The sequence below is a fragment of the Coriobacteriia bacterium genome (assembly GCA_014859305.1).
Taxonomy (GTDB): domain Bacteria; phylum Actinomycetota; class Coriobacteriia; order Anaerosomatales; family Kmv31; genus Kmv31.
In genome coordinates this window covers 1-25,641 of the sequence record JACUUM010000040.1, presented here as the reverse complement: position 1 = coordinate 25,641, position 25,641 = coordinate 1, and the positions used below count along the sequence as shown (strand labels likewise).

Annotated in this window: 24 protein-coding genes; 15 read left to right on the top strand and 9 right to left on the bottom strand. The window is 72.1% G+C overall.

All coding sequences use genetic code 11. The annotated features are described in order from the left end of the window. Positions 1 to 125: 125 nt before the first annotated feature. From IBX62_08325 to IBX62_08315, 3 genes are all read left to right on the top strand, one after another. The gene (locus IBX62_08325) at positions 126 to 776 is read left to right on the top strand and encodes a phosphoribosylanthranilate isomerase (protein MBE0477086.1); all 651 of its coding nucleotides are present in this window, start codon (positions 126 to 128) and stop codon (positions 774 to 776) included. Positions 777 to 892: 116 nt separating this feature from the next. Then, on the top strand, positions 893 to 2,035 hold the full coding sequence (gene trpB, locus IBX62_08320) for a tryptophan synthase subunit beta (protein MBE0477085.1): 1,143 nt from the start codon (positions 893 to 895) through the stop codon (positions 2,033 to 2,035). Next, positions 2,025 to 2,867: a tryptophan synthase subunit alpha gene (locus IBX62_08315; GenBank protein MBE0477084.1), complete on the top strand. Its 843-nt coding sequence runs from the start codon at positions 2,025 to 2,027 to the stop codon at positions 2,865 to 2,867. Before trpB ends, IBX62_08315 begins: the two co-directional genes overlap by 11 nt. Before the next feature lie 41 nt (positions 2,868 to 2,908). Here the strand turns inward: IBX62_08315 and IBX62_08310 are convergent, their stop codons facing one another. Next, positions 2,909 to 3,394 (bottom strand): hypothetical protein, encoded by a 486-nt coding sequence (locus IBX62_08310; protein MBE0477083.1) that lies wholly within the window; start codon positions 3,392 to 3,394, stop codon positions 2,909 to 2,911. 122 nt (positions 3,395 to 3,516) lie between these two features. Further along, positions 3,517 to 4,734 (bottom strand): DUF2254 domain-containing protein, encoded by a 1,218-nt coding sequence (locus IBX62_08305; GenBank protein MBE0477082.1) that lies wholly within the window; start codon positions 4,732 to 4,734, stop codon positions 3,517 to 3,519. Positions 4,735 to 4,863: 129 nt separating this feature from the next. Here IBX62_08305 and IBX62_08300 point away from each other — a divergent pair, with 129 nt between their 5' ends. The 9 genes from IBX62_08300 (at position 4,864) to IBX62_08260 (ending at position 14,610) form a co-directional block, all read left to right on the top strand. After that, positions 4,864 to 5,013: a hypothetical protein gene (locus IBX62_08300; GenBank protein ID MBE0477081.1), complete on the top strand. Its 150-nt coding sequence runs from the start codon at positions 4,864 to 4,866 to the stop codon at positions 5,011 to 5,013. Positions 5,014 to 5,081: 68 nt separating this feature from the next. Next, a complete protein-coding gene (locus tag IBX62_08295) occupies positions 5,082 to 6,689 on the top strand; it encodes an NAD+ synthase (protein ID MBE0477080.1) in 1,608 nt (535 codons plus the stop codon). A gap of 159 nt (positions 6,690 to 6,848) precedes the next feature. Further along, positions 6,849 to 7,793: an aldolase gene (locus tag IBX62_08290; GenBank protein MBE0477079.1), complete on the top strand. Its 945-nt coding sequence runs from the start codon at positions 6,849 to 6,851 to the stop codon at positions 7,791 to 7,793. A 149-nt stretch (positions 7,794 to 7,942) separates the two neighbouring features. Continuing rightward, on the top strand, positions 7,943 to 8,818 hold the full coding sequence (locus tag IBX62_08285; protein ID MBE0477078.1) for an acetyl-CoA carboxylase carboxyltransferase subunit beta: 876 nt from the start codon (positions 7,943 to 7,945) through the stop codon (positions 8,816 to 8,818). Further along, complete coding sequence (locus IBX62_08280; GenBank protein MBE0477077.1) at positions 8,818 to 9,777, top strand: acetyl-CoA carboxylase carboxyltransferase subunit alpha; 960 nt, start codon at positions 8,818 to 8,820, stop codon at positions 9,775 to 9,777. Before IBX62_08285 ends, IBX62_08280 begins: the two co-directional genes overlap by 1 nt. Before the next feature lie 49 nt (positions 9,778 to 9,826). Next, positions 9,827 to 11,116: a 6-phosphofructokinase gene (locus IBX62_08275; GenBank protein MBE0477076.1), complete on the top strand. Its 1,290-nt coding sequence runs from the start codon at positions 9,827 to 9,829 to the stop codon at positions 11,114 to 11,116. 46 nt (positions 11,117 to 11,162) lie between these two features. Further along, positions 11,163 to 12,077 carry a 6-phosphofructokinase gene (locus tag IBX62_08270; protein ID MBE0477075.1) on the top strand — a complete coding sequence of 305 codons (915 nt, stop codon included), beginning with the start codon at positions 11,163 to 11,165 and terminating at the stop codon, positions 12,075 to 12,077. A gap of 104 nt (positions 12,078 to 12,181) precedes the next feature. Further along, positions 12,182 to 14,008, top strand: a complete 1,827-nt coding sequence (locus IBX62_08265; protein ID MBE0477074.1) for an aldehyde ferredoxin oxidoreductase family protein — start codon at positions 12,182 to 12,184, stop codon at positions 14,006 to 14,008. Between the two features lie 5 nt (positions 14,009 to 14,013). Beyond that, the gene (locus IBX62_08260) at positions 14,014 to 14,610 is read left to right on the top strand and encodes an aldolase (protein MBE0477073.1); all 597 of its coding nucleotides are present in this window, start codon (positions 14,014 to 14,016) and stop codon (positions 14,608 to 14,610) included. Between the two features lie 104 nt (positions 14,611 to 14,714). On the opposite strand, the gene IBX62_08255 is transcribed toward IBX62_08260, so the two are convergent. The 5 genes from IBX62_08255 to IBX62_08235 form a co-directional block, all read right to left on the bottom strand. Continuing rightward, positions 14,715 to 16,193, bottom strand: a complete 1,479-nt coding sequence (locus tag IBX62_08255) for a cell wall-binding repeat-containing protein (GenBank protein MBE0477072.1) — start codon at positions 16,191 to 16,193, stop codon at positions 14,715 to 14,717. Positions 16,194 to 16,321: 128 nt separating this feature from the next. Then, entirely contained in the window at positions 16,322 to 17,014 is a 693-nt protein-coding gene (locus tag IBX62_08250) for a class I SAM-dependent methyltransferase (GenBank protein MBE0477071.1), read from the bottom strand. Between the two features lie 2 nt (positions 17,015 to 17,016). Continuing rightward, complete coding sequence (locus IBX62_08245) at positions 17,017 to 17,949, bottom strand: UbiA prenyltransferase family protein (protein MBE0477070.1); 933 nt, start codon at positions 17,947 to 17,949, stop codon at positions 17,017 to 17,019. 21 nt (positions 17,950 to 17,970) lie between these two features. Then, positions 17,971 to 18,750 (bottom strand): glucose 1-dehydrogenase, encoded by a 780-nt coding sequence (locus IBX62_08240; protein MBE0477069.1) that lies wholly within the window; start codon positions 18,748 to 18,750, stop codon positions 17,971 to 17,973. Then, positions 18,743 to 20,569, bottom strand: a complete 1,827-nt coding sequence (locus IBX62_08235; protein MBE0477068.1) for a glycoside hydrolase family 15 protein — start codon at positions 20,567 to 20,569, stop codon at positions 18,743 to 18,745. The genes IBX62_08240 and IBX62_08235 overlap by 8 nt, the downstream gene beginning before the upstream one ends. Positions 20,570 to 20,645: 76 nt before the next feature. Here IBX62_08235 and IBX62_08230 point away from each other — a divergent pair, with 76 nt between their 5' ends. Beyond that, positions 20,646 to 22,211 (top strand): MFS transporter, encoded by a 1,566-nt coding sequence (locus IBX62_08230; protein MBE0477067.1) that lies wholly within the window; start codon positions 20,646 to 20,648, stop codon positions 22,209 to 22,211. Between the two features lie 177 nt (positions 22,212 to 22,388). After that, the gene (locus tag IBX62_08225; GenBank protein MBE0477066.1) at positions 22,389 to 23,678 is read left to right on the top strand and encodes an MFS transporter; all 1,290 of its coding nucleotides are present in this window, start codon (positions 22,389 to 22,391) and stop codon (positions 23,676 to 23,678) included. Positions 23,679 to 23,708: 30 nt separating this feature from the next. Here IBX62_08225 and IBX62_08220 read toward each other — a convergent pair whose 3' ends face one another. Then, the gene (locus IBX62_08220) at positions 23,709 to 23,870 is read right to left on the bottom strand and encodes a hypothetical protein (protein MBE0477065.1); all 162 of its coding nucleotides are present in this window, start codon (positions 23,868 to 23,870) and stop codon (positions 23,709 to 23,711) included. Between the two features lie 19 nt (positions 23,871 to 23,889). After that, positions 23,890 to 24,351, bottom strand: a complete 462-nt coding sequence (locus IBX62_08215; GenBank protein MBE0477064.1) for a ferritin-like domain-containing protein — start codon at positions 24,349 to 24,351, stop codon at positions 23,890 to 23,892. 184 nt (positions 24,352 to 24,535) lie between these two features. Between IBX62_08215 and IBX62_08210 the strand changes: the two genes are divergently transcribed. Then, entirely contained in the window at positions 24,536 to 25,630 is a 1,095-nt protein-coding gene (locus tag IBX62_08210) for a glycosyltransferase family 9 protein (GenBank protein ID MBE0477063.1), read from the top strand. Positions 25,631 to 25,641: the final 11 nt, after the last annotated feature.

Here is a 25,641-nt window from a genome sequence, read left to right as displayed (position 1 = left end):
TTATTGGGAGGCGCTTCGCTCGTGGTCCTCGGCCTTCCGGCGCTCGAGGGTGCGCCGTCGCGGGCCTGCGGAGTGCTCGCTGCGGCCTCCCGATGCCGCCCGGGCCCTCCTCGGAGGGTCACCGCATGAGACGAACCCGCGTCAAGATCTGCGGCCTGACGGACCCGGCCGATGCGGCGGCGGCCGTGCGCGCGGGGGCCGACGCGGTCGGCGTCGTGCTCGCCGACGGCCCTCGCCGGCTCACGCTGGACGCCGCCGAACGGGTGCTGGCCGAGGTCCCCCCGATGGTCGCCCGCGTCGGCGTGTTCGTGGACGCTCCGGAGGCGCTGGTCGCCGAAGCCGTGCGGCGGCTCGGGCTCACCGCCGTCCAGTTCCACGGGGCCGAGCCGCCCGAGGCGTGCGCGAGCTGCGTCGCGCCCGTGATCAAGGCGTTCCGCGTGCGGGAGGGCTTCTCGGCGCACGGGATCGACCCGTACCGGCGATCGGCGGCCGCCGTGCTGCTCGACACGTTCGTCGAGGGGGTCGCCGGCGGCACGGGCAGGACGTTTCCCTGGGAGCGCTTCCGCGACTCGCTTCCGGAAGGGCTGCCGGTGATAGTGGCCGGCGGGCTCGATCCGGTGAACGTAGGCTCGGCGGTGCGTGCTCTGCGGCCCTACGCCGTCGACGTGTCCTCGGGTGTGGAGGAGCTGCCCGGGGCGAAGGACCACGTCAAGGTCGAGGCGTTCGTGGCGGCCGTTCGCAACGCCGACTCGGAGATGCGGAGGGCGCGCGCGTGAGTGCCGGGCCGACAGGAGGAGGCGGCGGGCGCCGGGAGCCTTCCGGGGCCTACCCGTACCCCGACGAGCGCGGCTTCTACGGGGCGTACGGCGGGGCGTTCGTCCCGGAGACCGTGATGCCCGCGCTCGCCGCGCTCGCCTCGGGGTTCCGAGAGGCGTGGGCCGACCCCGCCTTCCGCGGCGAGCTGGATGCGCTGCTGCGCGACTACGTCGGCCGCCCGACGCCGCTGTACATGGCGCGGCGCCTCGCGGCGGAGACCGGGCTCGCGCACGTGCTGCTCAAGCGCGAGGACCTCGCCCACACCGGCGCGCACAAGGTGAACAACACCCTCGGCCAGTGCCTGCTCGCGCATCGCATGGGCAAGCGGCGCGTGATCGCCGAGACGGGCGCCGGACAGCACGGAGTGGCGACCGCCACCACCGCCGCGCTGCTGGGCTTGGAGTGCTCGGTCTTCATGGGCGTGGAGGACATCCGGCGCCAGGCCCTCAACGTCTACAAGATGCGGCTGCTCGGGGCCGAGGTCGTCCCGGTCTCCGATGGGGCCGGGACGCTCGCGAACGCCGTCACCGCGGCCCTGCGGCACTGGGTGGAGCGCGTCGAGGATACCTTCTACGTGCTGGGCAGCGCGCTGGGCCCGCATCCCTACCCCTTGATCGTCCGCGAGCTGCAGTCGGTGATCGGCGAGGAGATCCTCCAGCAGCTCGCCGAGCGCGGCATGACGGTGCGCGACGTCGACGCGGTGGCGGCCTGCGTCGGCGGCGGCAGCAACGCCATCGGGACCTTCCACCCCTTCCTGCGCGAGGTCCCCGTCGGGGAGCGTCCGCTGCTGGTGGGCGCCGAGGCCGGCGGCGAAGGTGTCGACACGCCCAGGCACGGTGCGTCGATGACCCGCGGGGAGCCCGGCGTGCTGCACGGGCACTACAGCTACCTGCTCCAGGACGAGGCCGGCAACCCCCTCGAGGCCCATTCGATCTCGGCGGGGCTCGACTACCCTGGGGTGGGACCCGAGCACGCGTACCTGCGCGACGCCGGACTCGTGCGCTACGAGCCGGTGACCGACGCCGAGGCGCTGGAGGCCTTCGCGCTGCTGTGCCGCACCGAGGGCATCATCCCGGCGGTCGAGTCGAGTCACGCGCTGGCGCTCCTGCCGAGGCTGGCCGAGGAGCTCGGTCCGCGTGCTACCGTCGTCGTCACCGTGTCGGGGCGCGGCGACAAGGACATCGATGTGGTGAGGGAGGCGGGACTCGGTGCCGACTGATGCCGCCGAAGCCCGGCGCGCGGGAGGGGCAGGGGCGCCGGGCGGGCTGCGCCGCGGCTTCCCCGCCGGGCGCGCGGCCCTCGTGACCTACCTCATGGCCGGCTACCCGGACCGGGAGCGCTCGCTGGCCGCGTTGCGGGCGGCGGCGGCTGCCGGGGCCGACGTCGTCGAGATCGGCGTGCCCTTCTCCGACCCGCTGGCCGACGGCCCCGTGATCCAGCAGGCGGCCGAAGAGGCGCGCCGGGCCGCGGGAGGGCCCTTCGGCCTCGCGGAGACGATAGCGCTCGCGGCGGAGTTCCTCGGCGAGGAGGGCTGCGACGGACCGCCCGTGGCTCTGATGACCTACCTCAACCCGATGCTGCGCCTCGGCCTTGCCGAGACGGCGCGAAGGGCGGTCGCGGCAGGCGTGTCGGGCTTCATCGTCCCCGACATGCCCTTCGACGCCGCGGGCATGTGGCTGGAGGCGGCCGAGGGGCTGGACACCGTCCTCCTCGCCGCGCCGACCTCCACGCCGGAGCGGCTGGCGCGCATAGGGGCGGAGTCGAGCGGCTTCGTGTACTGCGTGTCCTCCCTGGGGGTGACCGGGGAGCGGAGCGAGCTGTCCGAGGAGCTCGCCGGCTACGTGCGGCGCGTGAAGGCCGCCACCGACCTCCCCGTCGCGGTCGGCTTCGGCGTCGGGACGCCGGACCAGGCGTGCGCGGTGGCGCGGGTCGCCGACGGGGTGGTCGTCGGCTCCGCGATCGTCCGCCTCCAGGAGGACGCCGCCGCGGTGGCCGCCTTCGTGGGCTCGCTGGCCGAGGCGGTGCGCGGCGCGCGACAGCGGTGCCCGTAGCGCGTGGCGGGAACGCGGTGCTCCTCGCCGGCGGTCCCTCCTCAGGCCATGAGCGCCTGCAACACGATGTGGTACGTCACGAGCAGCAGCATCCCGGCGAGGATCGCCAGGGTGGCTTCGAGCACGCGCCGGTAGCGCCGCAGCCGCCACAGGCCCCCCGCCACGGCGCAGGTGATCCCCATCTTCACCGCTGCCGCGAGCCTCACGTCGGCGGCGAGGAGCGAGGCCATCACCGGGTTGGCCTCTTCGGCGCCGCGCGCCAGAGCCTTGACCGTGAACAGCATGTCGAGCGCGCTCAGGGCGGTGACGAGCGAGAGAAGCAGTCCCAGGCGCCAGGGCTCGGCGCGCAGGAGCCTGAGCGCCCGCTCCGCGAACCTGGCCGCGGGGTGGCCCCTTTGCGGTACCCGCCGGTCGAACCCGGTCCTGCGCTCGGGATAGTGCAGCCGGTCGGCGCCGGAGCGGCGGTCGCGGTGCCGCCGGTCCCCCTCGAGCACGATGAACGTCCGCTTGCGCTTGCACGCCTGCACGTCCGGTCCTCCCTCCTGCCCTCGGCCCTTCGGCCAGCCCTGTGCGCGGCCTCCTCCTTCACCTCGGCTTCCTTACCCTGGCTCCCGGCGAGGGAAACGCCTGCCCCCCGAGGACCGCCCGCTCATCCGGAGGCGGTCACGTCGCGCAGCGCCTGCCGCACGTGGGGCCGGTACTCGGCGCGCACCGACCGCTCCAGGTCCGCGAGCATCGCGCCGAGCCGCTCGCGGACCTGCGGCGCATCGCCGCCGTAACGGGCGATCTCCTCGACCGAGAGCTGCAGGTACTCCGGGAAGACCCTGACGGGCACGATCAGCCTCGGCTCGCCCGCGTCGTCGCAGAGCACTCCCGAGGGGGCGCGCTTCTCGCCGAGGCGCCGAAGCAGCGCGTGCAGCCTGTCTATCGCGTTCACGGCCGACGTCGGGTCGTTGAGGCTGGGCGACAGCGCCCGGATGGCGATGTCGACGAGCTGCCGGAACCCGTACGCGGCGTCCTGTTCCAGCGTGCGTTCGTCGTCCAGCGTGACGTAGTCGCCCAGCTCGGGTTCGTGGTCGACGACGGCGCCGTGCACGCGCAGCACCGGGGCGCCCTGCGGCACGAAGGAACCGACGCGCGCCACGAGCTGGATGACCGCGTCGGCCCGGGCGGCGGCCCGGACGAGCCGCTCCACGTCGACGTTGACGACGTATCCCGCACGAGGCGCCGCGACCTCGCGCGCGCCGCCCGCGGGAACCGCGGGAGGACCCCGAAGCTCCGCCTCCTCGCCGTAGAGCTCCTCGATCAGCGAGGCGGTCTCCTTCTCGATGGAGGCCGTGATGCTCGTGATCCTGATCCTCTGGGCGATGTGGTGGATGTAGTAGACGAACAGCCCGAGGCTGACCAGCACCATCACGAAGGCGGCTCCGACCGTGAGCCCGGGCACGAACTCCTCGCGGCCGGGGCCCTCCTGGCGGACGGCCAGCAGGCCCGCGAGCGCGAACGCGAACGTCCCGAGGAAGACGCCGAGGGCGAGCTTGCTGGGGCGGTCGCGAAGGAAGGAGCGCAACGTCCTCGGCGAGTACTGCGAGCTGGCGAGCTGCAGGACCAGGATGGTGATGGAGAACACGAGACCGGTGAGCGTGAGCATCGAGCCCGCGATCGTCTCGAGGATGGCGCGGGCCGACTCGGGACCTCCCCCGAACGCCAGCAACAAGCGCTTCCACTCGGGCGACAGGCTCAGGACCTGGTCCAGCCGGAACAGGAGCACCGCCGCGACGAGGCTGGCCAAGACCAGGATCGCCGGGACGAACCACAGGCTCGTGCGCAGCCGCTCGCGCAGGTGCTGCAGCACGTGCACGTCCATGTGCCGTCTCCGCCTCCCCCGCGACCTCTTGCCGGCGCCGGTCACACTGCCCCGTGGCAGCAGCTCCGGTAGTGCTACATTCCCAAGGGGTAGGTCCACGAGAAGCGGCGTCCGTGTGGGGAGGAGCGGGTGGAGCGCAAACCGTCGGCCCGGGCGTTCCTGCGCAACCTGCGGCAGCCGATGCCGCTGCCGCGGAAGATGGCCTTGACCCTGCGCAACACGCTCAAGCGCCTGGCGGGCAGACCCTGCTGCGGACACCCCGGCGAGCCGGGCTGTTGAGAGTAGTGCTGCGCCCGGTCGGGGCGCGGCGCTAGGATGGACGCGGAAGGTCGACGGAAGGGGGACGGGTGCGGCTCGCGCTCGCGCAGGTGGACGTGACCGTGGGCGACATAGCCGGCAACGCGGCGCGTGTCACGCGCGCGCTCGCCGAGGCGGAGCGGCGCGGGGCGACGTTCACGCTTCTGCCGGAGATGGCGCTCACCGGCTACCCGCCGGAGGACCTGCTGGCCAAGAGCCACTTCGTGGACGACAACCTCGACGCGCTGGAGCAGGTCGCGGCCGCGGCTGGACATGCCGCCCTGGTAGGGTTCGTCGACCGCGCGCACGGCAAGCTCTACAACGCCGCGGCGCTGGTGGGCAACCGGCGCGTCCTGCAGGTCTACCGCAAGCGCCTCCTCCCGAACTACGGCGTCTTCGACGAGCGCCGCTGGTTCGAGCCCGGCGACTCGGCGGGGCTGATCGAGATCGGCGGCGACATGCTCGCGGCCAGCGTGTGCGAGGACGCGTGGTTCCCGGAGCCCGTCGCCGAGGTCGCGGAGGCGGGAGCGCGCGCGGTCTTCAACGTCTCGGCCTCTCCGTTCCACCTCGGGAAGGGAGAGGCGCGCGAGGAGATGCTGCGCCGCCGCGCCCGGGACAACGGGGTGTGGCTGGCCTTCTGCAACCTCGTCGGCGGGCAGGACGAGCTCGTCTTCGACGGGCGCTCCGCGCTGATCTCGCCCGACGGGGAGGTGGTCGCACGGGCGGCCTCCTTCGCCGAGGACCTCCTCGTCGCCGACTTCTCGCCGGGCGGGAGGCTCGGGGCCGCCGACAGGGTGGAGCCGCTCCTCGGCGAGGAGGAGGAGCTCTACCGGGCACTGGAGCTGGGGCTCGGGGACTACGTGCGCAAGAACGGCTTCACCGACGTGGTGGTCGGCCTCTCCGGCGGCATCGACTCGGCGCTCACCGCGGCGCTCGCGGTCGACACCCTCGGGCCGGCGCACGTGCATGGCGCGATCATGCCGTCGCGGTACTCCTCGGAGGGCAGCGTCACCGACGCCGGCGCGCTGGCCGATGCCCTCGCGATGGACGCGGTCACCCTGCCCATCGAGGGGCCGTTCTCGGCGTTCCTCGAGACACTCGAGCCGGTGTTCGCCGGGCGCGAGCCCGACGTGACCGAGGAGAACCTGCAGGCGCGGGTGCGCGGCACGCTGCTGATGGCTCTCTCGAACAAGTTCGGATGGCTGGTGCTGGCGACCGGGAACAAGAGCGAGCTCTCGGTGGGATACAGCACGCTCTACGGGGACATGGTGGGAGGCTTCGCTCCCATCCGCGACGTCTTCAAGACGCGCGTCTACGACCTGGCCCGGTGGCGCAACGCCCGTCCCGGCGGGCCCGTCATCCCCGAGGCCACTCTCACCAAGGTGCCTTCGGCAGAGCTGCGGCCCGGCCAGACCGACCAGGACGCGCTGCCGCCCTACGAGGAGCTCGACGGCATCCTGAAGATGTACGTGGAGGACGACCGCTCCCGAGAGGAGATCGTCGCGGCCGCCTTCGACGCGGGGACGGTCGCGAAGGTGGCCCGGATGGTCGATGCCGCCGAGTACAAGCGCCGCCAGGGACCGCTCGGGATCAAGATCTCGCCGAAGGCGTTCGGACGGGACCGGCGCATGCCGGTGACCAACCGCTACGAGGGGTAGGGCGACGGGGCGGAGCGGCGGCAAGTGGCGCGTACGCCCGCGTTCGCCTACGCTTGATATCCTCGGACCGGCGGCGTCTCTCGTGAGGCGGCGAGGGGTTTTCGCGGGGATGCGGTTCGGGAATCGAATGGCGTCCATGTTCGTAGCTGAGGAGGGGTCATGCCGAAGATCACCCGTGACGACGTGCGCGTGCCGGCGGACGTACCGGCCGACGCGCGGGAGACCTACATCGACAACCACATGGCGGCGACGCGAGGCACCGGACGGCTCATGCTCTTCGCCGCCGACCAGAAGATCGAGCACCTCAACGACGACTTCTTCGGCGAGGGGATCTCGGCCGACGACGCCGAGCCCGAGCACCTCTTCCGCATCGCCAGCCGGGGTCTGTGCGGCGTGATGGCCGCCCAGCGCGGACTCGTCTCACTGTACGGCGCGGACTACCCGGACGTGAACTACCTGGTGAAGATGAACTCGAAGACGCACCTGGTGAAGACGTCGCAGTCCGACCCCTTGTCCGCGCAGCTCTACGACATCGGCACGCTCGCCGAGCTCATCGACAACGGCGTGAACGTCGTGGGGGTGGGCTACACGATCTATCTGGGCTCGGAGTTCGAGGCCACGATGCTCTCCGAGGCCGGGCAGCTCATCGCCGACGCCCACGCCATGGGGCTGATCGTCGTGCTGTGGATCTACCCGCGCGGGCAGGCCGTGCCGAACGAGAAGGACGCCCACCTCATCGCCGGAGCCGCGGGAGTCGCCTGCATCCTCGGCTCGGACTTCGTGAAGGTCAACCCGCCCAAGGGCACTGAGCAGGGGACCTCGGCGGAGCTGCTGAAGGAGGCCGCTCTCGCGGCGGGCCGGACGGGGCTGGTGTGCGCGGGCGGCTCGACGGTCGACCCGGAGACCTTCCTCACGCAGCTCTACGACCAGATCCACACCGGAGGAGCTGTCGGCAACGCGACCGGTCGCAACATCCACCAGCGCCATCTCGACGAGGCGATCCGCCTCACCAAGGCGATCTCGGCGGTAACCTACGGCGATTACCGGCCGGACCGCGCGGTCAAGGTCTTCGCCGGCGAGGAGGACTTCGCCTGCGAGGTCTAGGCGCTCGCGCATAGCGGACGGGGGAACGCCGTCTTCGAGGGCGGCGTGCCCTCACGTCTTCGTCGTCGCCCGGGCGCGGGCGATGCCGTATGCTATCCCGCGACGGCGGGCGGGCGCGCCCTGGGACGCGCCCGACGGGAAGAGGCCGCATGCCCATCTCCGACTGGTTCAAGGCGCGCGAGAGCGGCCGCTACACCCCTTCGGGCTCGGCCGGCAGGCCGGAGCTCCCCGACGGCGTGTGGGTGAAGTGCGAGGGCTGCAAGCGGATCGTGTACTCCGGCGACCTGGAGGTCGCCCTCAAGGTCTGCCCCTACTGCGGCTTCCACCATCCGATGACCGCCGAGGAGCGGATCGGCTCGCTCGCCGACCCGGGCACCTTCGCGCAGACCGATGCGTCGCTGACCTCGGTCGACCCTCTGGCGTTCGACGGCGGCAAGCCCTACGCGGCGTCGCTCGCCGCCGCGCGGGAGCGCACCGGGCTGCTCGAGGCGGTCGTCACCGGACGGGCGGCCATCGCAGGGCGGCCCGTGGTCCTCGGCGTGATGGACTTCCGCTTCATCGGTGCGTCGATGGGCTCGGCGGTCGGCGAGAAGGTCGCCCGCGCCTTCGAGCTCGCGCTCGCCGAGCGTCTTCCCGTGGTGATGGTGACGGCCTCCGGCGGCGCTCGCATGCAGGAGGGGATGCTGTCGCTGATGCAGATGGCCAAGACCTCGGCCGCCGCTCGGCGCCTGCACGACGCCGTGGCGCCCTATGTCGCGGTGCTCACGAACCCGACGATGGGAGGAGTCACCGCGTCCTTCGCCACGCTCGCCGACGTCATCCTGGCCGAACCGGGCGCGCGCATCGGGTTCGCGGGTCCGTTGGTGATCGAGCAGACGATCCGACAGAGCCTGCCGAAGGGCTTCCAGACGGCCGAGTCGCTGCTCGACTGCGGGATGATCGACCAGGTCGTACCCCGTCAGGAGCTGCGCGACCGCCTCTCCTCGCTGCTGGGATACCTCGTGCCGCCCGGGGGCGCGTCCTGATGCCCCGCAAGCACGTCATGGAGTTCGAGCGGCCGCTGGTCGAGCTGGAGGAGAAGCTCGAGCAGCTCCGCCGGATAGACGTGTCGGCGACGCCCGAGCTCGCCACCGAGGTCGACTCGCTGGCGCGCGAGATAGAGCGGCTGCACGACGAGACGTACCGCGACCTCGGCCCGTGGGAGAGGGTGCAGGTCAGCCGCCATCCCGACCGGCCCAGGACCGACGACTACGTCGCGGAGTTGTTCACCGATGCGATCGAGCTGCGCGGCGACCGTGCGCACGGCGACGACGAAGCGATGTTCGCCGCGCTCGCCACCCTCCAGGGGCGACGGGTGGCGGTGCTCGGGCACCGCAAGGGCAGGGACACGAAGGAGAACCTGCGCCGCCACTTCGGGATGCCCCACCCCGAGGGCTATCGCAAGGCGCTGCGCGTCATGAGGCTCGCGGACCGGTTCGGGTTGCCTCTGGTGACGTTCGTGGACACGCAGGGCGCCTACCCCGGCAAGGAGGCCGAGGAGCGTGGCGTGGGCTGGGCCATCGCGGAGTGCCTGGCGGGGCTGGTGTCGCTGCGCGTGCCGGTCGTCTCGATCAACGTCGGCGAGGGCGGCTCCGGCGGCGCTCTGGCGATCGGCTTCGGCGACCGCCTGGTGATGCTGGAGAACTCCTACTACTCGGTCATCACCCCGGAAGCGTGCGCGTCGATCCTGCACAAGGACGCCTCACAGGCGCCGCTCGTGGCCGGCTGTCTCGCGATGACGGCCGAGGACATGGTCCGGCTCGGCCTGGCCGACCAGGTCGTTCCCGAGCCGCTGGGTGGGGCGCACCGCGACGCGGGTATGGTTTACGCGGGCGTCAGGAAGGCGGTCACGGCCGCGCTGGAGGAGCTCACGGGCGAAGAGCGGGAGGCGCTCGCGGCGTCGCGCTACGAGCGCCTGCGGACGATCGGGGCGTTCAGCGAGTGAGCGGGTGCCGGCTCGCGCTTGCGGCGGGCGGACGGCAGGGGGGGTGCTGATGGGTGGCGGAAGGCACATCAAGCGCGTGGGCATGCTCTTCTCGGGCGGTCCTGCTCCGGCGGCCAACGCGGTCATCTCCGCCGCCGCGCTCAGCTTCCTCAACTACGGCGTGCAGGTCGTCGGCTTCCTGGACGGCTACGAGGACCTCGAGGCGTACTCGGAGGCCACGCCGCTCGTGGAGAACGAGCACTTCATCTGCCTGACCGTGGACGACGTCTCCGGTATCCGGAACCGCAAGGACATCATCCTCCGGACGTCACGAGCCAATCCCGGGAAGCCCATCCGGACCCTCGAGGACCTGGCCGACCCGGAGAAGAACGCCAAGCTCATGGCCGTCTACCATGCCTTCGAGGAGATGGGCATCGACGGGCTCGTCTCCATCGGAGGCGACGATACGTTGAAGACCGCGAACTACATCTACCGGATGCAGGAGTCGGTGCCCGGGTTGCGCCCGGTCTCGGTGATCCATCTGCCCAAGACCATCGACAACGACTACTACGGCATCGACTGGACGTTCGGGTTCACCTCGGCCGCGAACTTCGCCGCCAAGGAGATCCTCAACGTCGGAGCCGACGCGCGGTCCACGAAGAGCTGGTGGGTGCTCGAGCTGATGGGGCGCAAGGCCGGCTGGCTCACCTACGCGGCCGGCATCGCCGGCGAGGCGACGCGGATGGTCTCCGTAGAGGACTGCGACGACGGCGTCTTCGACCTCGATGCGTGGGCGGCGGAGCTCGCGGACCTCATGGTGCTCCGCGAGGCCGACCGTCGGGAGTACGGCATCGTCTGCGTGGCCGAGGGGCTCGCCGAGCACCTGCCCGAGGAGCAGCGGCCGGCGATGGCCCGCGACCAGCACGGCCACCCGGTGCTGGGCTCGGTGCGGATCGCCGAGACGCTCGCCAAGGCGATGGAGGAGGCGTACGAGGAGCGCACCGGCCGGGGCATCCGGGTGCGCAGCAAGCAGATCGGCTACGAGACGCGCTGCACGGAGCCGGTCGCCTTCGACGTGATGCTGGGCAGTCAACTCGGCGTCGGTGCCTCCCGCGCGATGATCGAAGGGGGCATGACGGGCATCATGGTGTCGGTGAAGGAGCAGCTGGAGCTCGTCTACGTGCCCTTCGACGACCTCATCGAGCCGGACACCCTGAGGACCCGGATCCGGTTCATCGACAAGCTGTCGGACTTCTACAAGCTCGCGCGCGCGCTCGAGTACCAGCAGATCGAGCACGACGAGCGCTGCCAGGACGAGCCCGCCCCGCGCCGGCTGGCCGAGGAGCGGGGACGTGGCTGACGTCCCTCGTATCGCCGTCCTCACCAGCGGCGGCGACTCGCCGGGGATGAACGCGGCGATCCGCGCCGTGGCGCGGCAGGCGATCGCCGGCGAGGCCGAGGTCCTCGGCATCGAACGCGGCTTCGAGGGGCTGCTGGAGGACGCCGTGCGGCCGCTTCGCATCGGCGACGTCGGAGGGATCCTCGACCGGGGCGGCACGTTCCTCGGGACGGCCCGCTCGGAGCGGATGTTCACCGAGGAGGGGCTCGAGACCGCCGTCGGCGTGCTCCGTGCCAGGGGCGTGACCGGGCTGGTCGTGATCGGCGGGAACGGCTCCTTCCGCGCGGCCGACGAGCTGCATGCCCGCGGCGTCAAGGTGTGCGGGGTGCCGGCCACGATCGACAACGACGTCGGCGGGACCGACACCTGCGTCGGCTTCGACACGGCGCTCAACACCATCGCGGAGGCCGCCGGGAAGGTCCGCGACACGGCGAGCTCGCACGCCCGGACGTTCGTGATCGAGGTGATGGGACGCAGATCCGGCATGCTCGCGCTGTACTCCGGGCTGGCGTGCGGCGCGGACCGCATCCTCGTCCCGGAGGTGCCCTTCGACATCCGCGATGTCTGTCGCACGATCGTCGCGGGCGTGGAGCGCGGCAAGCGCCACTCTCTGGTGGTCGTCGCCGAGGGCGCCGCGCACGCGATGCACCTCGCGGCGGAGCTCTCGCCGCTGTGCGGGCACCAGGTGCGGGCGGTGGTCCTCGGGCACGTGCAGCGGGGAGGGTCCCCCTCGGCGTTCGACCGCATCCTCGCGTCGCGGATGAGCGCGCTGGCGGTGCGCGCCCTGCTCGAAGGGCAGAGCGGCGTGATGGCGGCCCTCCGGTACACTTCCGTGCGGACCATCCGGCTGAGCGAGGGGTACACCGCCGAGCGCGCGCTGCCCCAGGAGCTGTACGACCTGGCGGGCGTGCTCGCGCGCTAGCCGCTTGCGTTCGCGCGGCGAGCGCGTGACAATCGTGATCGGCCTCAGGGTCGCCGCCGGCACGGCGACCCCCTTAGCGCCGGCTCCCTTCCGAAAGGCCTCGCGTGACCGACTGGCACGGCTATGCCGGGACCATCCTCCACTTCGACCTGACGTCCGGCTCGGCGGAGCGGCTGCCTCTGAGCGAGGAGCTCGCCCGGTCGTTCGTCGGCGGGAGGGGGTTGGGCGCGCGGCTGCTGCACTCGCACTCCGAACCGGGGTCCGACCCTCTCGCGCCGGAGGCGCCGCTGGTCTTCGCCGCAGGTCCGCTCACAGGCACCAGGGCGCCGACCTCGGGGCGCTTCTCGCTCACGGGGCTCTCGCCGGCGACCGGCACCATCCTCGACACGAACTGCGGCGGCGCCCTCGGCGTCCGGCTGAAGGCGGCGGGCTACGACGCGCTCGTGGTGACGGGCGCCGCCTCGGAACCGAGCGTGCTGGAGGTGGGCGAGGACGGCCCCGCGCTGCGACCGGCCGGCGAGCTGGCCGGCCTCGGCGTGCGCGAGGCGACCGCACGTCTGCTCGACGGGCACGGGCGCACCTCCGCGGCCGTGATCGGCGGGGCGGGGGAGCGCCTCGTCAAGCTCGCGACGATCATGGTGGACGGCAAGCGCGCGCTCGGGCGCGGCGGCATGGGCGCCGTGATGGGCTCGAAGCGGCTCAAGGCCGTCGTGGCCTCCGGCGCCCGGCGGCCCTCCGTGGCTCGTCCCGAGGACCTGGACTTCTTCCTCTACGAGGTGTCCAAGATGCTCAAGGCCAACCCCGTCACGTCGCGCGCCCTGCCCGAGTTCGGCACGGCGACGCTGGTGGGGGTACTCGGCAAGCGCGGCGTGATGCCGGCGTCGAACTTCCGGCGCGCGGCCCACACCTCCGCCGAGGTCTCCGCCCTGTCCGGCGAGAGGCTGGCCGAGGAGCACCTCGTGCGCCGCTCGGCGTGCTGGGGCTGCCCGATCGCCTGCGGGCGGCAGACGCGCACGTCGCGCGGCGAGGGGCACGGGCCGGAGTACGAGACGATCTGGGCGCTGGGCGCGAACCTCGGCCTGACCGACCTGGAGGCCGTGGTCGAGCTGAACTACCTGTGCAACGAGCACGGGCTGGACACGATATCGACCGGCGGGACGCTGGCGTGCGCGATCGAGCTCGCCGAGGACGGAGCGCCGCTCCGCGTCCGGGCGGGCGACTTCGAGTCGCTGGCTGCAGCAGTCGTTCGACTCGCCACGCGTTCCGGCGACGACGGCGAGCTGCTCGCCGAGGGCAGCCGCGCCCTGGCGGAGGCGTTCGGGCGCCCCGAAGCGGCGATGCAGGTGAAGGGCCTCGAGCTGCCCGCGTACGACCCGCGAGCCATGCAGGGCCAGGGACTCGGCTACGCGACCAGCAACCGCGGCGGTTGCCACCTGCGCGGCAACATGCTCGGCTTCGAGGTCCTCGGAACGCCGAAGCTCGTGGACGCCGGCGCGGTCGAGGGCAAGGCGGGGCTGCTCATCGTCGCCCAGCACCTCGGCGCCGCGCTCGACTCGCTGTCGCTGTGCAAGTTCACCGCTTTCGCGCTGTCCGAGGAGCACTACTCGCGCCTGTACTCGGCCGTCACGGGGTTCGACCTCTCGAGCCAGGACCTGCTGCTCGCCGGCGAGCGCATCTGGAACCTCGAGCGGCTCTTCAACCTCCGCGAGGGCTTCACCTGTGCCGACGACCGCCTGCCCACGCGGCTTCTCGAGGAGCCCAACGCGGCCGGCGAGGTCGTGCGGCTGGAACCGATGCTGGCCGAGTACTACCGGTTCCGGGGCTGGACCGCCGACGGCGTGCCGAGCGCGGGGAAGCTCCGGCGACTCGGGCTGGGGGAGTACGGGCCCTCGGCGGCCGGGCCGGCGGACGAGGGGAGGAGCGGCACGTGAGCGGCATCGTCGAGGAGTTCTCCAAGATAGGCCGAGACCTGTTCCTCTCGGGCGCGGTCTCGAGTCACGGTGGCAACATGTCGGTCCGCCTCGGCGACCGCATCCTCATAACGCGGCGGGGGTCCATGCTGGGTCACCTGACAGAGGGCGACCTCATCGAGACCGGCCTGGAGGCCGACGACAGCGAGGTGGCGCTCGCCTCCACCGAGATCGTCGTTCACCGCGCGATCTATGCCGGGACGAACGCGCTGGCGATCGTGCACGCCCACCCCGTGCACACCATCGCTCGCTCGCTCGTCGAGGACGAGATCGTGCCGATCGAGTCGGAGGCGTCGTACCTGCTCCACAAGGTGCCCGTCCACGCGACACCGCTCACCGCCGGCTCCGCCGAGGTGGCGGAGGTCGTCTCGGAGGGCCTGCGCGAGTACAAGTGCGTGGTGCTGCGCGGACACGGGCCGTTCGCCACCGGGACCGTGCTCGAGGAGGCGTACCAGTGGGTGAGCGTGCTGGAGGCCGCGTGCCGTGTCCTCTACCTGCGCGACACCCTCGGGCTGCCCGTCAAGGAGTACCGTGAGATGGGCGGCGAGTACCGTAAGTGGTAGCCGCCGCCGGAGCGGAGGTCCAGGCCGCGAAGGGAACTCCGAAGACGAAGAGGGGCCCTCGGCGAGGGCCCCTCTCTCGCGGGTCGTGTTGTGACCGCCCCAGGCTACTCGTCGATCACCGGCGCGCCCATCTTGCGAGCGATGTGCTCCCTGACCTCGCCGCGCATGTCGCCGCCGACGACCCTGACCGCCCCGATGTCGGACCCGTGCCTGCCGATGGCGGCCTCGACCGGGCCGGAGAGCTTGTCCTTGCGCGTGACCATGAGCACCGAATCCTGCGCTCCCTGGGCCACGCCCACCGCGACCGCGTCCGCGCCGGCGGCGTCGGTCACCACCGCGGCCTTCTCGACGCCGAGGCCCTCGCGGCGGGCGAGCTCGGCCACCGCCACCGAGGTCGAGTAACGGTCCCCCTTGCCGACGCGCTCCACGTTGCCCGCGGCCAGCTCGCCGGCCTCACGCGCGGTGCGTGAGCTCAGCGCCGTCGCACTGCCGAGAACCACCGCCCGGTTCACGCCGATGCGCTTTATCGCGGCAGCCGTCTCCGGCGAGAGGCGCCCCGGGTGGGTGAGCAGGATCGGCCAGGCCTTCTTCGACGCCAGCGGCGTCGCCGGGACGGCGTCGACCGGGCGAAGCGCGTTGGCGAGGATCACCGTGCCGTCGTAGTGGAACTCCCGGTCCGCCTCCAGGCGCCGCACCGTCTCCACCGCGACCCTGGCCGAGGTGTCGTACCGGTTCCGGCCGTCGATCCGACGCACCTTCGCTCCACTGCGCTCGAGCTCCTTCGCCACGGCAGGGCTCACGGCGTCCTTGCCGCCGACCACGATGATCTTCGAGGCACCCAGCCTCCTGATCTCGGAGAGGACCTCGCCGTGCAGCTTGTCGGGGCGCACGAGCAGCAGGGGGCCGCCGTGGGCGCCGGCGAGCGAGGAGGCGACGAGCGCGTCGGTGGAGCTGCTGCCCGACGCCACCACGACGGTGTCCACGGTGCCCTTGCGGAACGCCTTCCCGGACGCTCGGACGGCGGTGGTGTAGCGGTCGGATCCGCGGACGCTCTCGATGTAGCCGGCCGTCTGCACGACGGGTCGGTCGGTGATGTCCTTGAAGCGGTACGGCTTGTACTTGGACTTGTCGAAGAAGAACGGGTACGGGATGACCCGGCGCACCGCGTAGCCCACCGGTCCGTTGTGCTCGTAGCCGATGTAGCGGGTCTTCTCCTTGTTCGCCCACCCGCCGAAGAGCACGACGTGCCGCGCGCGTCCGGTGGTGCGGTGCAGCAGGACGTCGCCGGGCTTCAGTTCGCTCTTCTTGATCGGTCTGGAGACCTCGGGCAGCGTCCACGTGGTGAGGGAACCGTCCAGGCCCCACGCCATCGAGACGAAGCCCGAGCAGTCGGTGCGGTACCCCTGGTAGGAGCGCTTCTGGCTGTAGGGGATCCGCTTGTCCGTCCACGTCGACGCTCGTTTCATGACCTCGGAGCGCGTGACGGCGGACGCGGTAACCGGCGAGGCGAGCAGCGAGACCGCGAGAGAGACGGCGACGCCCGCCCTTGCCAGCCTGTGTACGGAGCGAGTGGGGGCACTCACAGGCAGGACTCCTTCCGTTCCGTGCATGGCCGAGGCTGGAAAGAGCAACGGCCGGGCCAAGGCGGAGGAAGGAGATACCAGCTATAGGGCGTAGCGGAGCCTCACCGAGCAGGGGGCGGAGGGCGCACTCAGGGCCTGGCGACGACTCCCCGGACGAGCCCGAAGCCCATGGTGGCCCCGCTCTCGATCGTGACGCCGGCGTCGCGCACCAGGGTCTCGAGCTGCTCCGGTCCGCCGATGTCCCGGGTGGAGCGCACGAGGTACTCGTAGAGCGCAGGGTCGCCGGACAGCGCCGCGGCGATCCTCGGCAGCATGCCGAAGAAGTAGGCGGCGGCGAGGCGCGAGGCCGGGCCGGAGCGGGCTGCCGGTTCGACGAACTCGACGACGACCAGCCGCCCGTCGGACGCGAGGGTACCGGCCAAGCGCCGGAGCTGGCCCACCGGGTCGCGCATGTAGCGCACGCCGAAGACGACCGTCGCCGCGTCGAAGGATCGGATCGGCAGCGGTGAGGGTGTCGCCTCCAGGTCGGCGAGGAGGAAACGTGCCCGCAGCCCCGCCTGAGCGGCGCGCGACCGGGCGACGGCGAGCATCGCCGGGCTCGCGTCGACGAGCGTGACGTCCGCGCCCAGGGCTGCCGCCCGCAGGCCGACGAGGCCGGTGCCGCAGTAGGCGTCGAGCACCCTTGCCCGCGGGGACGTCACCGCGCGGTCCGCCGCCCAAGCCCTCCACCTCGAGTCCAGACCGAGGCTCACGAGCGAGTTCACGGCGTCGTAGGTGCGGGCGTTCGCGTCGAAGAGCCGCGTCGCGGACCGCGGGTCCATCCTCAGCCGCCCGCGGGAAGCCCGCCGCCGCCGACCAGCAGCGCCAGCAAGGTTGCGAACAGCAGGGCGGGGTAGAGGCTGGCGCGGTTGAAGTAGCGTCCGGCCTGCGGCGGGGTGGGCAGCCGCCAGAGCGTGAACGCGGGAGCGAGCATCGTGAGCACGCCGAGCCCGGCCGCAAGTGCCGCGCCGGCCCAGCCGCCGCACATCACGGCGCCCAGCGCCGGGCACGCCACGGACCCCGCCAGCGTGCCACCGGCCGACGCCCGCCCGCCGTAGGTGGTGGCGACCGTGCGGATGCCGGTGGCCGAGTCCGCCGCGAGGTCGGCGAGGTCGTTGGGGAGGTTGCGGGCCGCGATCTCCCACAGCGCGAGGAAGCCGAAGAACGGCAGCGCCCGCGGGGCCAGCGGGGCGACGGCTGCCCATCCCGCCAGCCCGCCCACGCCGACCATGAGGCCGGAGACCAGCGTCTTCAGCCAGGTGACGGATCGCAGCGCGCAATAGGCGGCCTCGAGAGCGACGCTGAGGCCGAAGAGCGCCAGGCACACCGGGCTCAGCACCCACGCCAGGACCGCCGCGAGCGACCCCAGCCCGCCGACCCAGGCGATCGAGAAGGCCAGCGTGATGTCTCCGCGCGCGAGAGGGTGCCGAAGGAACGCGACGTCGAGGTCGTAGCTCTCAGCGCCCCCCGCTGCGCTCCCTACCCGCAAGGCACCGCGGTCGGCCTTCACGTCCAGCACGTCGTTCAGCGAGAAGACGGCCAGGTAACCGGCGGTCGCCGCCGCCAGCCCGATCGCTATCGTGCGCCCGTCGGGCAAGCCGCCGATAGCCAACATCGCGCCGAGCGCGGGTTGCGCCACGGACAGCAACGCCTGCCGGCCCCGGGAGAGGTCGAAGAGCGCGGCGGCGCTGCGGGTCAGTGCGGCTGGCGGGTCCATCGGGTCTCCTCGGCTCGCGCGTCAGGCTCCCTGCCCCTGGTTGACCGAGAGCCCTCCGTCGATGGTCATGGTCGTGCCTGTCATGTAGTCCGCGTCGGGCGAGACGACGAAGATGATGGCCTTCGCGATCTCCTCGGGCATGGCCGCGCGCCGCACGGGAACCGTTCGGGCGTCGCGCTCGTAGCGTTCGGGGTCGACGATGTCGGGCTCGTTGAACGGGGTGAGCACCCATCCCGGCGCGACGTTGACCACGTTGATCCCGTCCTGTGCGAGCTCGATAGCCAACGTGTCGCCGAGCTCCTCCTCGCCCGCCTTGCTGCAGTCGTAGTCGGCCGCGCCCGCGCGCGGGTGCTCGGAATGGATGGACGTCACGTTGACGATCCTGCCGCCCCCGCCGGCCTTGAGCCGCTCCCGCACGAAGCGGCGGGCGCAGAAGAAGTAGCCGTAGAGGTTCGTCCTCATCGCGTTGTCCCACGTCTCGGTGTCGAGCTCGTGCACGCGCTTTCCCGACGCATCCACTCCCGCGTTGTTGACGAGGATGTCGACATGACCGAACTCCCGCATCGCGCGGTCGAACATCGCTTCCACCGAGGACTCCTCACGGACGTCGAGCCGTACCACCATCGCGCGCCGGCCGGCGCCCTCGACCGCCGCCGCCGTCTCTCTCGCGCCGTCGGCGTCGTGGAAGTAGGTGACCACGACGTCCGCGCCGTCGCGGGCGAACTCGATCGCCGTCGCGCGGCCGATCCCCGAGTCCGACCCGGTGACCAGCGCCACCTTGTCCTTGAGCCTCTCACCCATCACCCGACTCCCTCCTGGTGGGCCCCTCGTCGCCCCCCTCACGCCCTCGCCCCTCCCGCACCTTCAGCGTCGCCGCCCATGCGGCGTTGATGAGGCCCACGTGAGACAGGGCTTGTGGGTAGTTACCCAGCGCCATGCCGGTCGCCGGTTCGCCCATCTCGGCGAAGAGCCCGAGGTCGTTCGCGTAGGCGCACCCCCTCTCGAAGCGCTCGCGCGCTCGGCGCTCGTCGCCTGCGAGCGCGAGGCACTCGGCCAGCCAGAAGCTGCAGACGAGGAAGCCGTTCTCCTCCTCGGCCCATCGGCGCACGAGGCCGTCCGCCCCGAGCTCCAGCGCGATCGCCTCGATCGTCGCGCGCATCCGCGGGTCGCCGGCCTCGATGAAGCCGACGAGCGGCATCAGCAGCACGGAGGCGTCGAGGCGATCCGAGCCGAACGCGCCGGTGAACGCGCCGCGCTCCTCGTGCCAGCCCTCGCGCAGGACCGTCTCGCGCACCGCATCGCGCGCCTCGGCCCATCGCCGCGCGTCGCTCTCGGACCCATGGAGGCGGCCGACGAGGGCGACCGCGCGGTCCAGCGCCACCCAGCACATCACTTTGCTGGAGAGGTAGTGGCGCTCGCGGTCGCGAGCCTCCCACATGCCGGCGTCGGGGGAGCGCCAGTCCTCCGCGGCCCTGTCGGCATAGGCTCGCAGCAGTCCGGCCAGGCGCTCGTCGAACGTTCCGAGGCGCTCCTGCAGGAGGTGGGCCGTGTCGAGCACCTCGCCCAGCACGTCGAACTGCCGCTGCCGCCATGCCGAGTTACCGGCTCTCACCGGGCCGTTGCCCCGGAACCCGACCAGGTGCGGGAGCTCTCGCTCGGAGAGGTCGCGCTCGCCCGCCACGCCGTACATGATCTGCACGTCGGTCCCGAGCCGCCCTCCGGCCCGGTCTATGAAGTCGAAGAAGCGCTGCGGTTCGTCCGGGCACGCCGCCACCCACAGCGCGCGCATCATCAGTGCGGCGTCCCGCAGCCAGGCGAAGCGGTAGTCCCAGTTCCGGTCCCCGCCGAGGACCTCCGGCAGCGAAGTCGTCGCAGCGGCGACGACGGCGCCGCTGGGCTGGTAGGTGAGGCCTTGGAGCACGAGTGCGGAGCGCTTCACCCGGTCGGGGTGCAGGCCGTCGTAGGTGCGGTGCTGAGCGGACCACGACTCCCATGCCTCCCTCGTGTCGTCGAGCGCTGCTCGCGGGTCTCCGGCCGGACGCGTCGCATCGCCGTCGTAGGCGTGACGGTACGCGAGCGAGAAAGCCGCGGTCTCGCCGGCGTTCAGCTCGAAGGCGGCCTCGGCCTTCGCCGGCCCCACCTCGAGCGGGACAGGCGATCGCAGGATGAGCTCGGCGGGTCCGGCGCCGGCGCGCGCTCCGTCCTCGGAGGGCTCCAGCCGAGGGTGGGTGAGGGCGTACTCGAGGGCCGGTTCGAAACGCGAGAGCATGGGCACGCGGCCTGTGAGCCCGCGCGCGACGCGCAGCAGGAGGTGCGGGGCGCGCATGCCGATCAGGTGGCCGCGTCCGGGGCCGAGCGCGAGGGCTTCGAGCACCTCGACGGCCCCCTCCGGGACGTGGTGGACCGTGCGCAGCACCAGCGTCTCCCCGACGTAGGCGCGCTCGACCCGCGAGGGACCTGCGGGGCGCAGCGACCAGTGACCGCCGGCGGGGTCGAGCAGGCGGGCGAAGACCGACGGCGCGTCGAACCGGGGAGGGCAGTACCAGTCGACCGAGCCGTCGCGGGTCACGAGCGCCGCGGTCTGGCAGTCGGAGAGGAATGCGAGGTCGCCGATGTCCATGCCGCTCCTTCCCGTTCGCGTGTAGCTACCCGTCGCGCCCCTGAAGCAGCGGGAAGGGTTCGGGTATGCACCTGCTATGGCAGCCGATGACGCCCGGTTCACCCGGACCCAGGTCCTCACCCTCGTCGCGACGGTGGCGTGCTCCGGCGTAGTCTTCCTCGACTCCAGTCTTGCCAACGTCGCCCTTCCCGCTATCCAGCGTGAGCTGCACATGACCACCGCCCAGCAGCAGTGGGTGGCTTCCGCGTACCTGTTGACGGTCTCGACGCTGCTGCTGGTGGGAGGACGTCTCGCCGACGTGTACGGGCGCCGCCGCCTGTTCATGTCGGGGCTGGCGGCGTACGCGGTCTTCTCCGTCGCCGTGGCGCTCTCGCCGGCCGCGTCCTTCCTCATCGGCGCGCGGGCGATGCAGGGTGTCGCCGGCGCGATGCTCGTGCCGACCTCGCTGGCCCTGGTGAACGCCACGTTCCCGCGCCGGTCGCGCGGTCGGGCGATCGGCGTGTGGTCGGCGTGGAGCGGGATCATCACGGTGCTGGGGCCGGTCCTCGGCGGGTTGCTCATCGACAACGTGACCTGGCGCGTCGCTCTGCTCATCACGCCCGCCCTGGCCCTGTTCGCGATCTGGGCGGGCCGGGCGCTCGTCGAGTCGAGGGACCAGACCGCCTCGCGGAAGCCCGACGTCGTCGGCGCACTGCTCGTGGCGGCGATGGCCGGTGGCCCGGTGTTCGCGCTCATCCAGGGTCCGGTGTCCGGATGGGGATCGGCGGAGGTCGTCGCCGGCGTCGTGACGGGATCGCTCGCCGCGCCCGCGTTCCTGTTGTGGGAGCGAAGGACATCCTCGCCGATGGTGCCGCTCGAGGTCTTCGCGAACCGTGACCTCGTGGCCGCCAACGTCGCCACCCTCTTCGTCTACGCCGCGTTGTACGGGTCCTTCTTCTACGTGACGATCTACATCCAGAGCGCGCTGGGCGTCTCGGCGACGATCGCCGGCGCCGTCTTCATCCCCGTGACCGTGCTGCTGTTCTTCCTCTCGCCCTACGCCGGGCGGCTGAACGACCGGCACGGGCCGCGGTGGCTGATGGCGTTCGGCGGGCTCGGCGCGGCGGCCGGATTCGCGCTCATGGCCTTCACCGGCCCCGGCCAGGTCTTCACGGTGCTCGTCCCCGGCGTCCTGCTGCTCGGAGCGGGGCTGGGCTTCACGGTCGCGCCGCTGACCGCCACGGCGATCGGTTCCACCGAGGAGCGGTACTCGGGCGTGGCCTCGGGCCTCAACAACGCGGTGTCCCGCGTCGCGGCGCTGGTGTCGATAGCGGCGCTCGGTGTGGTGGTGGTCGCCATCTGGCGTGAGGGGCTGGCGACGCAGGCCACCGCTCTCGGCCTGGGTGCGAGCGCCCGAGCGGCTCTAGCCGACGTCCGGGACACCGCCTTCGTCCTGCCCGGGGACGCAGCGGCGCGCGAGGCGGCGCTCGCCGCCGCGCAGCGCGCCTACAGGGACGGCATGCTGCTCGTGGCGGCGCTTGCCGCGATCGGCGGGGCGGTCTCGGCGATCTGGATCCGCGAGGGGTCCACCGCCGCCGCCGGCGAGGAGCCGGCCGGGGAGCCGGCCGAGGAGCCGGCCGAGGAGCCTCGCGAGTCGCGGTGACCCCGCGGCCGACGCTCCCCGGCGGGGGGCCTCGGGCTCGAGCGGACCGGTGCGCTCTTCCCGGTATGAGCCTTCTACCTGCTGCGTTGCAAGAATAGTCCACCTCCTCAGGGTGCGGTCCTGGCAACCCGGTTGCTCCGGCGCGCCGAGTCCGGGACCCGAAGGAGGAGGGACACGTTGGTCAAGAGATGTGCGGATGCGTTGGCCTGCCAAGTCCGGGACTACCGCAGCGCAGTCGGGGGCTTCTCACGCAACGCGCACAGGTACCTGGTTTCGGGGTTCTTCCAGGGAGTCGGCGGCGGCATGCTCGCCACGGTCTTCACGATCTACATCAAGACGGCGGGGATGCCGGAGCGCGTGATCGGTGACGTCGAGGCGGCCGTGGCGTTCGCGGCGGCGGTGGTGTGCGTGGTAGGTCCGCCGCTCGTGGCAGTGGCGGGCTACCGGGTGCTGATCGTCTCGGCGATCGCGCTGATGGTCGCCGCCCGGCTCGGGCAATCGCTGCTGCCGCTGGCGGGCGTGCTGGTCGGGCTTGCGCTCGTCATCGGGCTGGGCGACGGGTTCCTGCGCGCGATCAACTCCGCGTTCCTCTCCGAGAGCTCTCGCGACGAGGAGCGCGGCCACTTGTTCTCGTCCGAGTTCGTGAATCGCGTCCTCGCCGGCTTCCTCGGCGGGGTCGCCGGCGGCTTCCTGCCGACCATGCTCGCGCCGCGCGTGGGCGAGCTCGCTTCCTACCAGGTGACCATCGCGCTGGGAGCGCTGCTGCTGGCCGCGGGCGCCGTGCCGATGCTCGCCGTGCGCGAGTCCCGCGAGGAGCGCACGAGGCTCGCACAGGCCTACGTGGGCGCGGTCAGGCGCTTCCGCTCTTGGCGCAAGGTGGGGAAGCTGGTGCTGCCACAGAGCTTCATCTCGCTGGGCGGCGGGATGGTCATCCCGTTCATCCCGCTGTACCTCAAGCAGCACCTGCACGCGACGATCGCCCAGGTCGGCCTCATCCAGGGCTCCGCCTCGGTCGTGCTCGCGCTCGTATCGTTCGGCACGCCCGTGATCGCCCGGAGGCTCGGGCTGACGCGGGGCGTGCCGCTGCTGCAGGGGCTCTCGGTGCCGTTCCTGGCGCTGGTGCCGGTCGTCGGCAGCATCGCCGTCGCCGTCGGCGCGCTATGGGCGCGCGGCGCCCTGATGAACATGGCCGGGCCGATGGTCAACCAGTACTCGATGGAAGACGTGCCTGCCGAGGACAAGCCGCTCGTGGCCGGCTGGATGTTCTTCGCGCTGAACATGATGTGGCTCGCGGGCAACATGGCCGGCGGGCGGCTGATGGAGGTCTCGTACGCCGCGCCCTACGTGCCCGCGGTGTTCCTGTACGCCACCGGGGCCGGCGCGAGCTACGCGGTGTGGCACCGAAGCGTGCGGCGCAGCGCCGCGAGGCCGACGAGGCCGGCAGCCGTCGTCGAGACCGCGGCGTGACCGCATGGCCGGGCGCGGCTCGCAGAGGGATCAGACGACCTTCGTGGTCTCGTATCCCACCTCGTGCCAGAGCTCGTCCCCGCCGCGTTCGTAGCCCGGCCCGTCGCCGTCGCAGCCGGCCGCCACGGCGAGGGCCGCGAGCAGCGCGACCGCCGCGACGCCGAGCGTGAGGCGCTTCCAGTGTGACCCCATACCGTCCTCCAGCCCCCGCTCACAAGTGGAAGCCGACGTCGGCGCCCACGTTGTCCTCCAGCCACTGCTCGATGGCGCCGAGGTGCTCCTGCTCGTCGGTGAGGTTGCGCTCCAGCATCCTGCGCAGCTCCTCGGGCATCTCCATCTCGAGGGCCTCGGCGTACTCCAGGTTCATGATCCGCTCGGCCATCCGCATCGTGATCATGGTCTCGTCCGCGTCGCGCGACCGGCTGATCGAGTCCATGTGCAGGCGCATGATCGACTCGAACTCCCGCGTGGGCCGCTTGGGCTGCTGGTGGCGCTCGCGGATCGCCCGCTCGATCTCCTCGGCGTGGCGCGCGTGGTGCTCGCCGAAGCGCTCGGCGCCGATGCCGAGGTCCGCGTGGCCCATCGCGAGCCCCGCCTCCGTGTAGAGCTTCACGGCGTCGCGGTCCATCTGCAGCAGGGTGCTCAGCCGCTTGACGATCTCGGTCTCGTTCATCGGGGGCCTCCTCGCTCGCGTCCCGCCGGTCCTGGCGGCCGCTCCGCGCGTCTCGCCGGGTAGCGCTTGATTTCCAGGCTCGTCCGCTTCCAAACGCCCCCGGCTCGAACGGCGGGAGTGTGGGCGCGGACGCCGCCCGGGGTATGTATCCGCACGCCGCCTCAGGTGGACTGCGGGAGGGCAGATGGCCGAGGAGCTTCGGCGCATAGCCGTGCTTCGCGCGAACGGCATCGGGGACCTCGTCTTCGCGCTGCCGGCGCTGTGCGCCCTGAAGGAGGCGCATCCCCGCTCGCGGCTGACGCTGCTGGGTCTGCCGTGGCACGAGGACTTCCTGCGGGGACGTCCGGGTCCGGTGGACCGAGTGGTCGTCGTGCCGAGGTACCGCGGCGTGAGAAGCGACGGACCGCCGGAGCCGGGCGCGCAGAGGCGGTTCTTCGCCCAGATGCGGCACGAGAGGTTCGACGTCGCGGTGCAGATGCACGGCGGCGGCAGGCACAGCAACCCGTTCGTCTCGAGCCTCGGCGCCGGCCTGACCGCGGGGCTCCGGGGGGCGGACGCGCCGGCGCTGGATCGATGGGTGCCGTACCGCCTCTATCAGCCGGAGCACGTCCGCTACCTGGAGGTCGCTGCGCTACTCGGCGCCGACGAGACGTTGCGGGAGCCCGAGGTGGAGGTGACGGACGACGACCGCCTGGAGACCCAAGCCGTGCTCGCCCGTCGCCTGGACGCCGGGGCGGCGGCGCGGCCGCTCGTGGCGATGAACCCGGGCGCGGGCGACGCCAGGCGGCGGTGGCCGGTGAAACGCTTCGCCGAGGTGGGGGACGGGCTGGCCCGGGCCGGGGCGACGGTCGTGCTGACGGGTGCGGCACCCGACGCGCTGCTCACGGTCGGGGTGCGCGAGGCGATGCGCGAGAAGCCCGTCGACCTGGCCGGTCGCCTCTCGCTCGGTGGCGTGTGCGCGCTGTACGCGCGTTGCGCCGTGGTCGTCAGCAACGACAGCGGGCCGCTGCATCTCGCCGCGGCAGTGGGCGCGCCGACGGTGGGCATCTTCTGGGCCGGCAACGTGATCACGGCGGCCCTGCCGACGCGGTCCCGTCACCGCTACGCGATCTCCTGGCGGCTCGCGTGCCCCACGTGCGGCGCGGACTGCATGCGCAGCGACTGCGCGCACGAGGACTCGTTCGTCGCCGACGTCTCGGCCAGCGAGGTCCTCGGCGAGGCGCTCGACCTGCTCGAGGCGACCGAACGCGAGGGCGTGGCGTTGCGCGAGTCGTTGTGAGGCAGGAGCGG

Bases quoted from the DNA above. Each gene is read 5' to 3' on its own strand.
- trpB (MBE0477085.1), top strand. From the start codon at position 893: ATGCCCGCGCTCGCCGCGCTCGCCTCGGGGTTCCGAGAGGCGTGGGCC.
- IBX62_08325 (MBE0477086.1), top strand. From the start codon at position 126: ATGAGACGAACCCGCGTCAAGATCTGCGGCCTGACGGACCCGGCCGAT.
- IBX62_08235 (MBE0477068.1), bottom strand. From the start codon at position 20,569: ATGGACATCGGCGACCTCGCATTCCTCTCCGACTGCCAGACCGCGGCG.
- IBX62_08210 (MBE0477063.1), top strand. From the start codon at position 24,536: ATGGCCGAGGAGCTTCGGCGCATAGCCGTGCTTCGCGCGAACGGCATC.
- IBX62_08245 (MBE0477070.1), bottom strand. From the start codon at position 17,949: ATGGACCCGCCAGCCGCACTGACCCGCAGCGCCGCCGCGCTCTTCGAC.
- IBX62_08230 (MBE0477067.1), top strand. From the start codon at position 20,646: ATGGCAGCCGATGACGCCCGGTTCACCCGGACCCAGGTCCTCACCCTC.
- IBX62_08220 (MBE0477065.1), bottom strand. From the start codon at position 23,870: ATGGGGTCACACTGGAAGCGCCTCACGCTCGGCGTCGCGGCGGTCGCG.
- IBX62_08285 (MBE0477078.1), top strand. From the start codon at position 7,943: ATGCCCATCTCCGACTGGTTCAAGGCGCGCGAGAGCGGCCGCTACACC.
- IBX62_08290 (MBE0477079.1), top strand. From the start codon at position 6,849: ATGCCGAAGATCACCCGTGACGACGTGCGCGTGCCGGCGGACGTACCG.
- IBX62_08280 (MBE0477077.1), top strand. From the start codon at position 8,818: ATGCCCCGCAAGCACGTCATGGAGTTCGAGCGGCCGCTGGTCGAGCTG.
- IBX62_08250 (MBE0477071.1), bottom strand. From the start codon at position 17,014: ATGGACCCGCGGTCCGCGACGCGGCTCTTCGACGCGAACGCCCGCACC.
- IBX62_08275 (MBE0477076.1), top strand. From the start codon at position 9,827: ATGGGTGGCGGAAGGCACATCAAGCGCGTGGGCATGCTCTTCTCGGGC.
- IBX62_08215 (MBE0477064.1), bottom strand. From the start codon at position 24,351: ATGAACGAGACCGAGATCGTCAAGCGGCTGAGCACCCTGCTGCAGATG.
- IBX62_08305 (MBE0477082.1), bottom strand. From the start codon at position 4,734: ATGGACGTGCACGTGCTGCAGCACCTGCGCGAGCGGCTGCGCACGAGC.
- IBX62_08270 (MBE0477075.1), top strand. From the start codon at position 11,163: ATGAACGCGGCGATCCGCGCCGTGGCGCGGCAGGCGATCGCCGGCGAG.
- IBX62_08240 (MBE0477069.1), bottom strand. From the start codon at position 18,750: ATGGGTGAGAGGCTCAAGGACAAGGTGGCGCTGGTCACCGGGTCGGAC.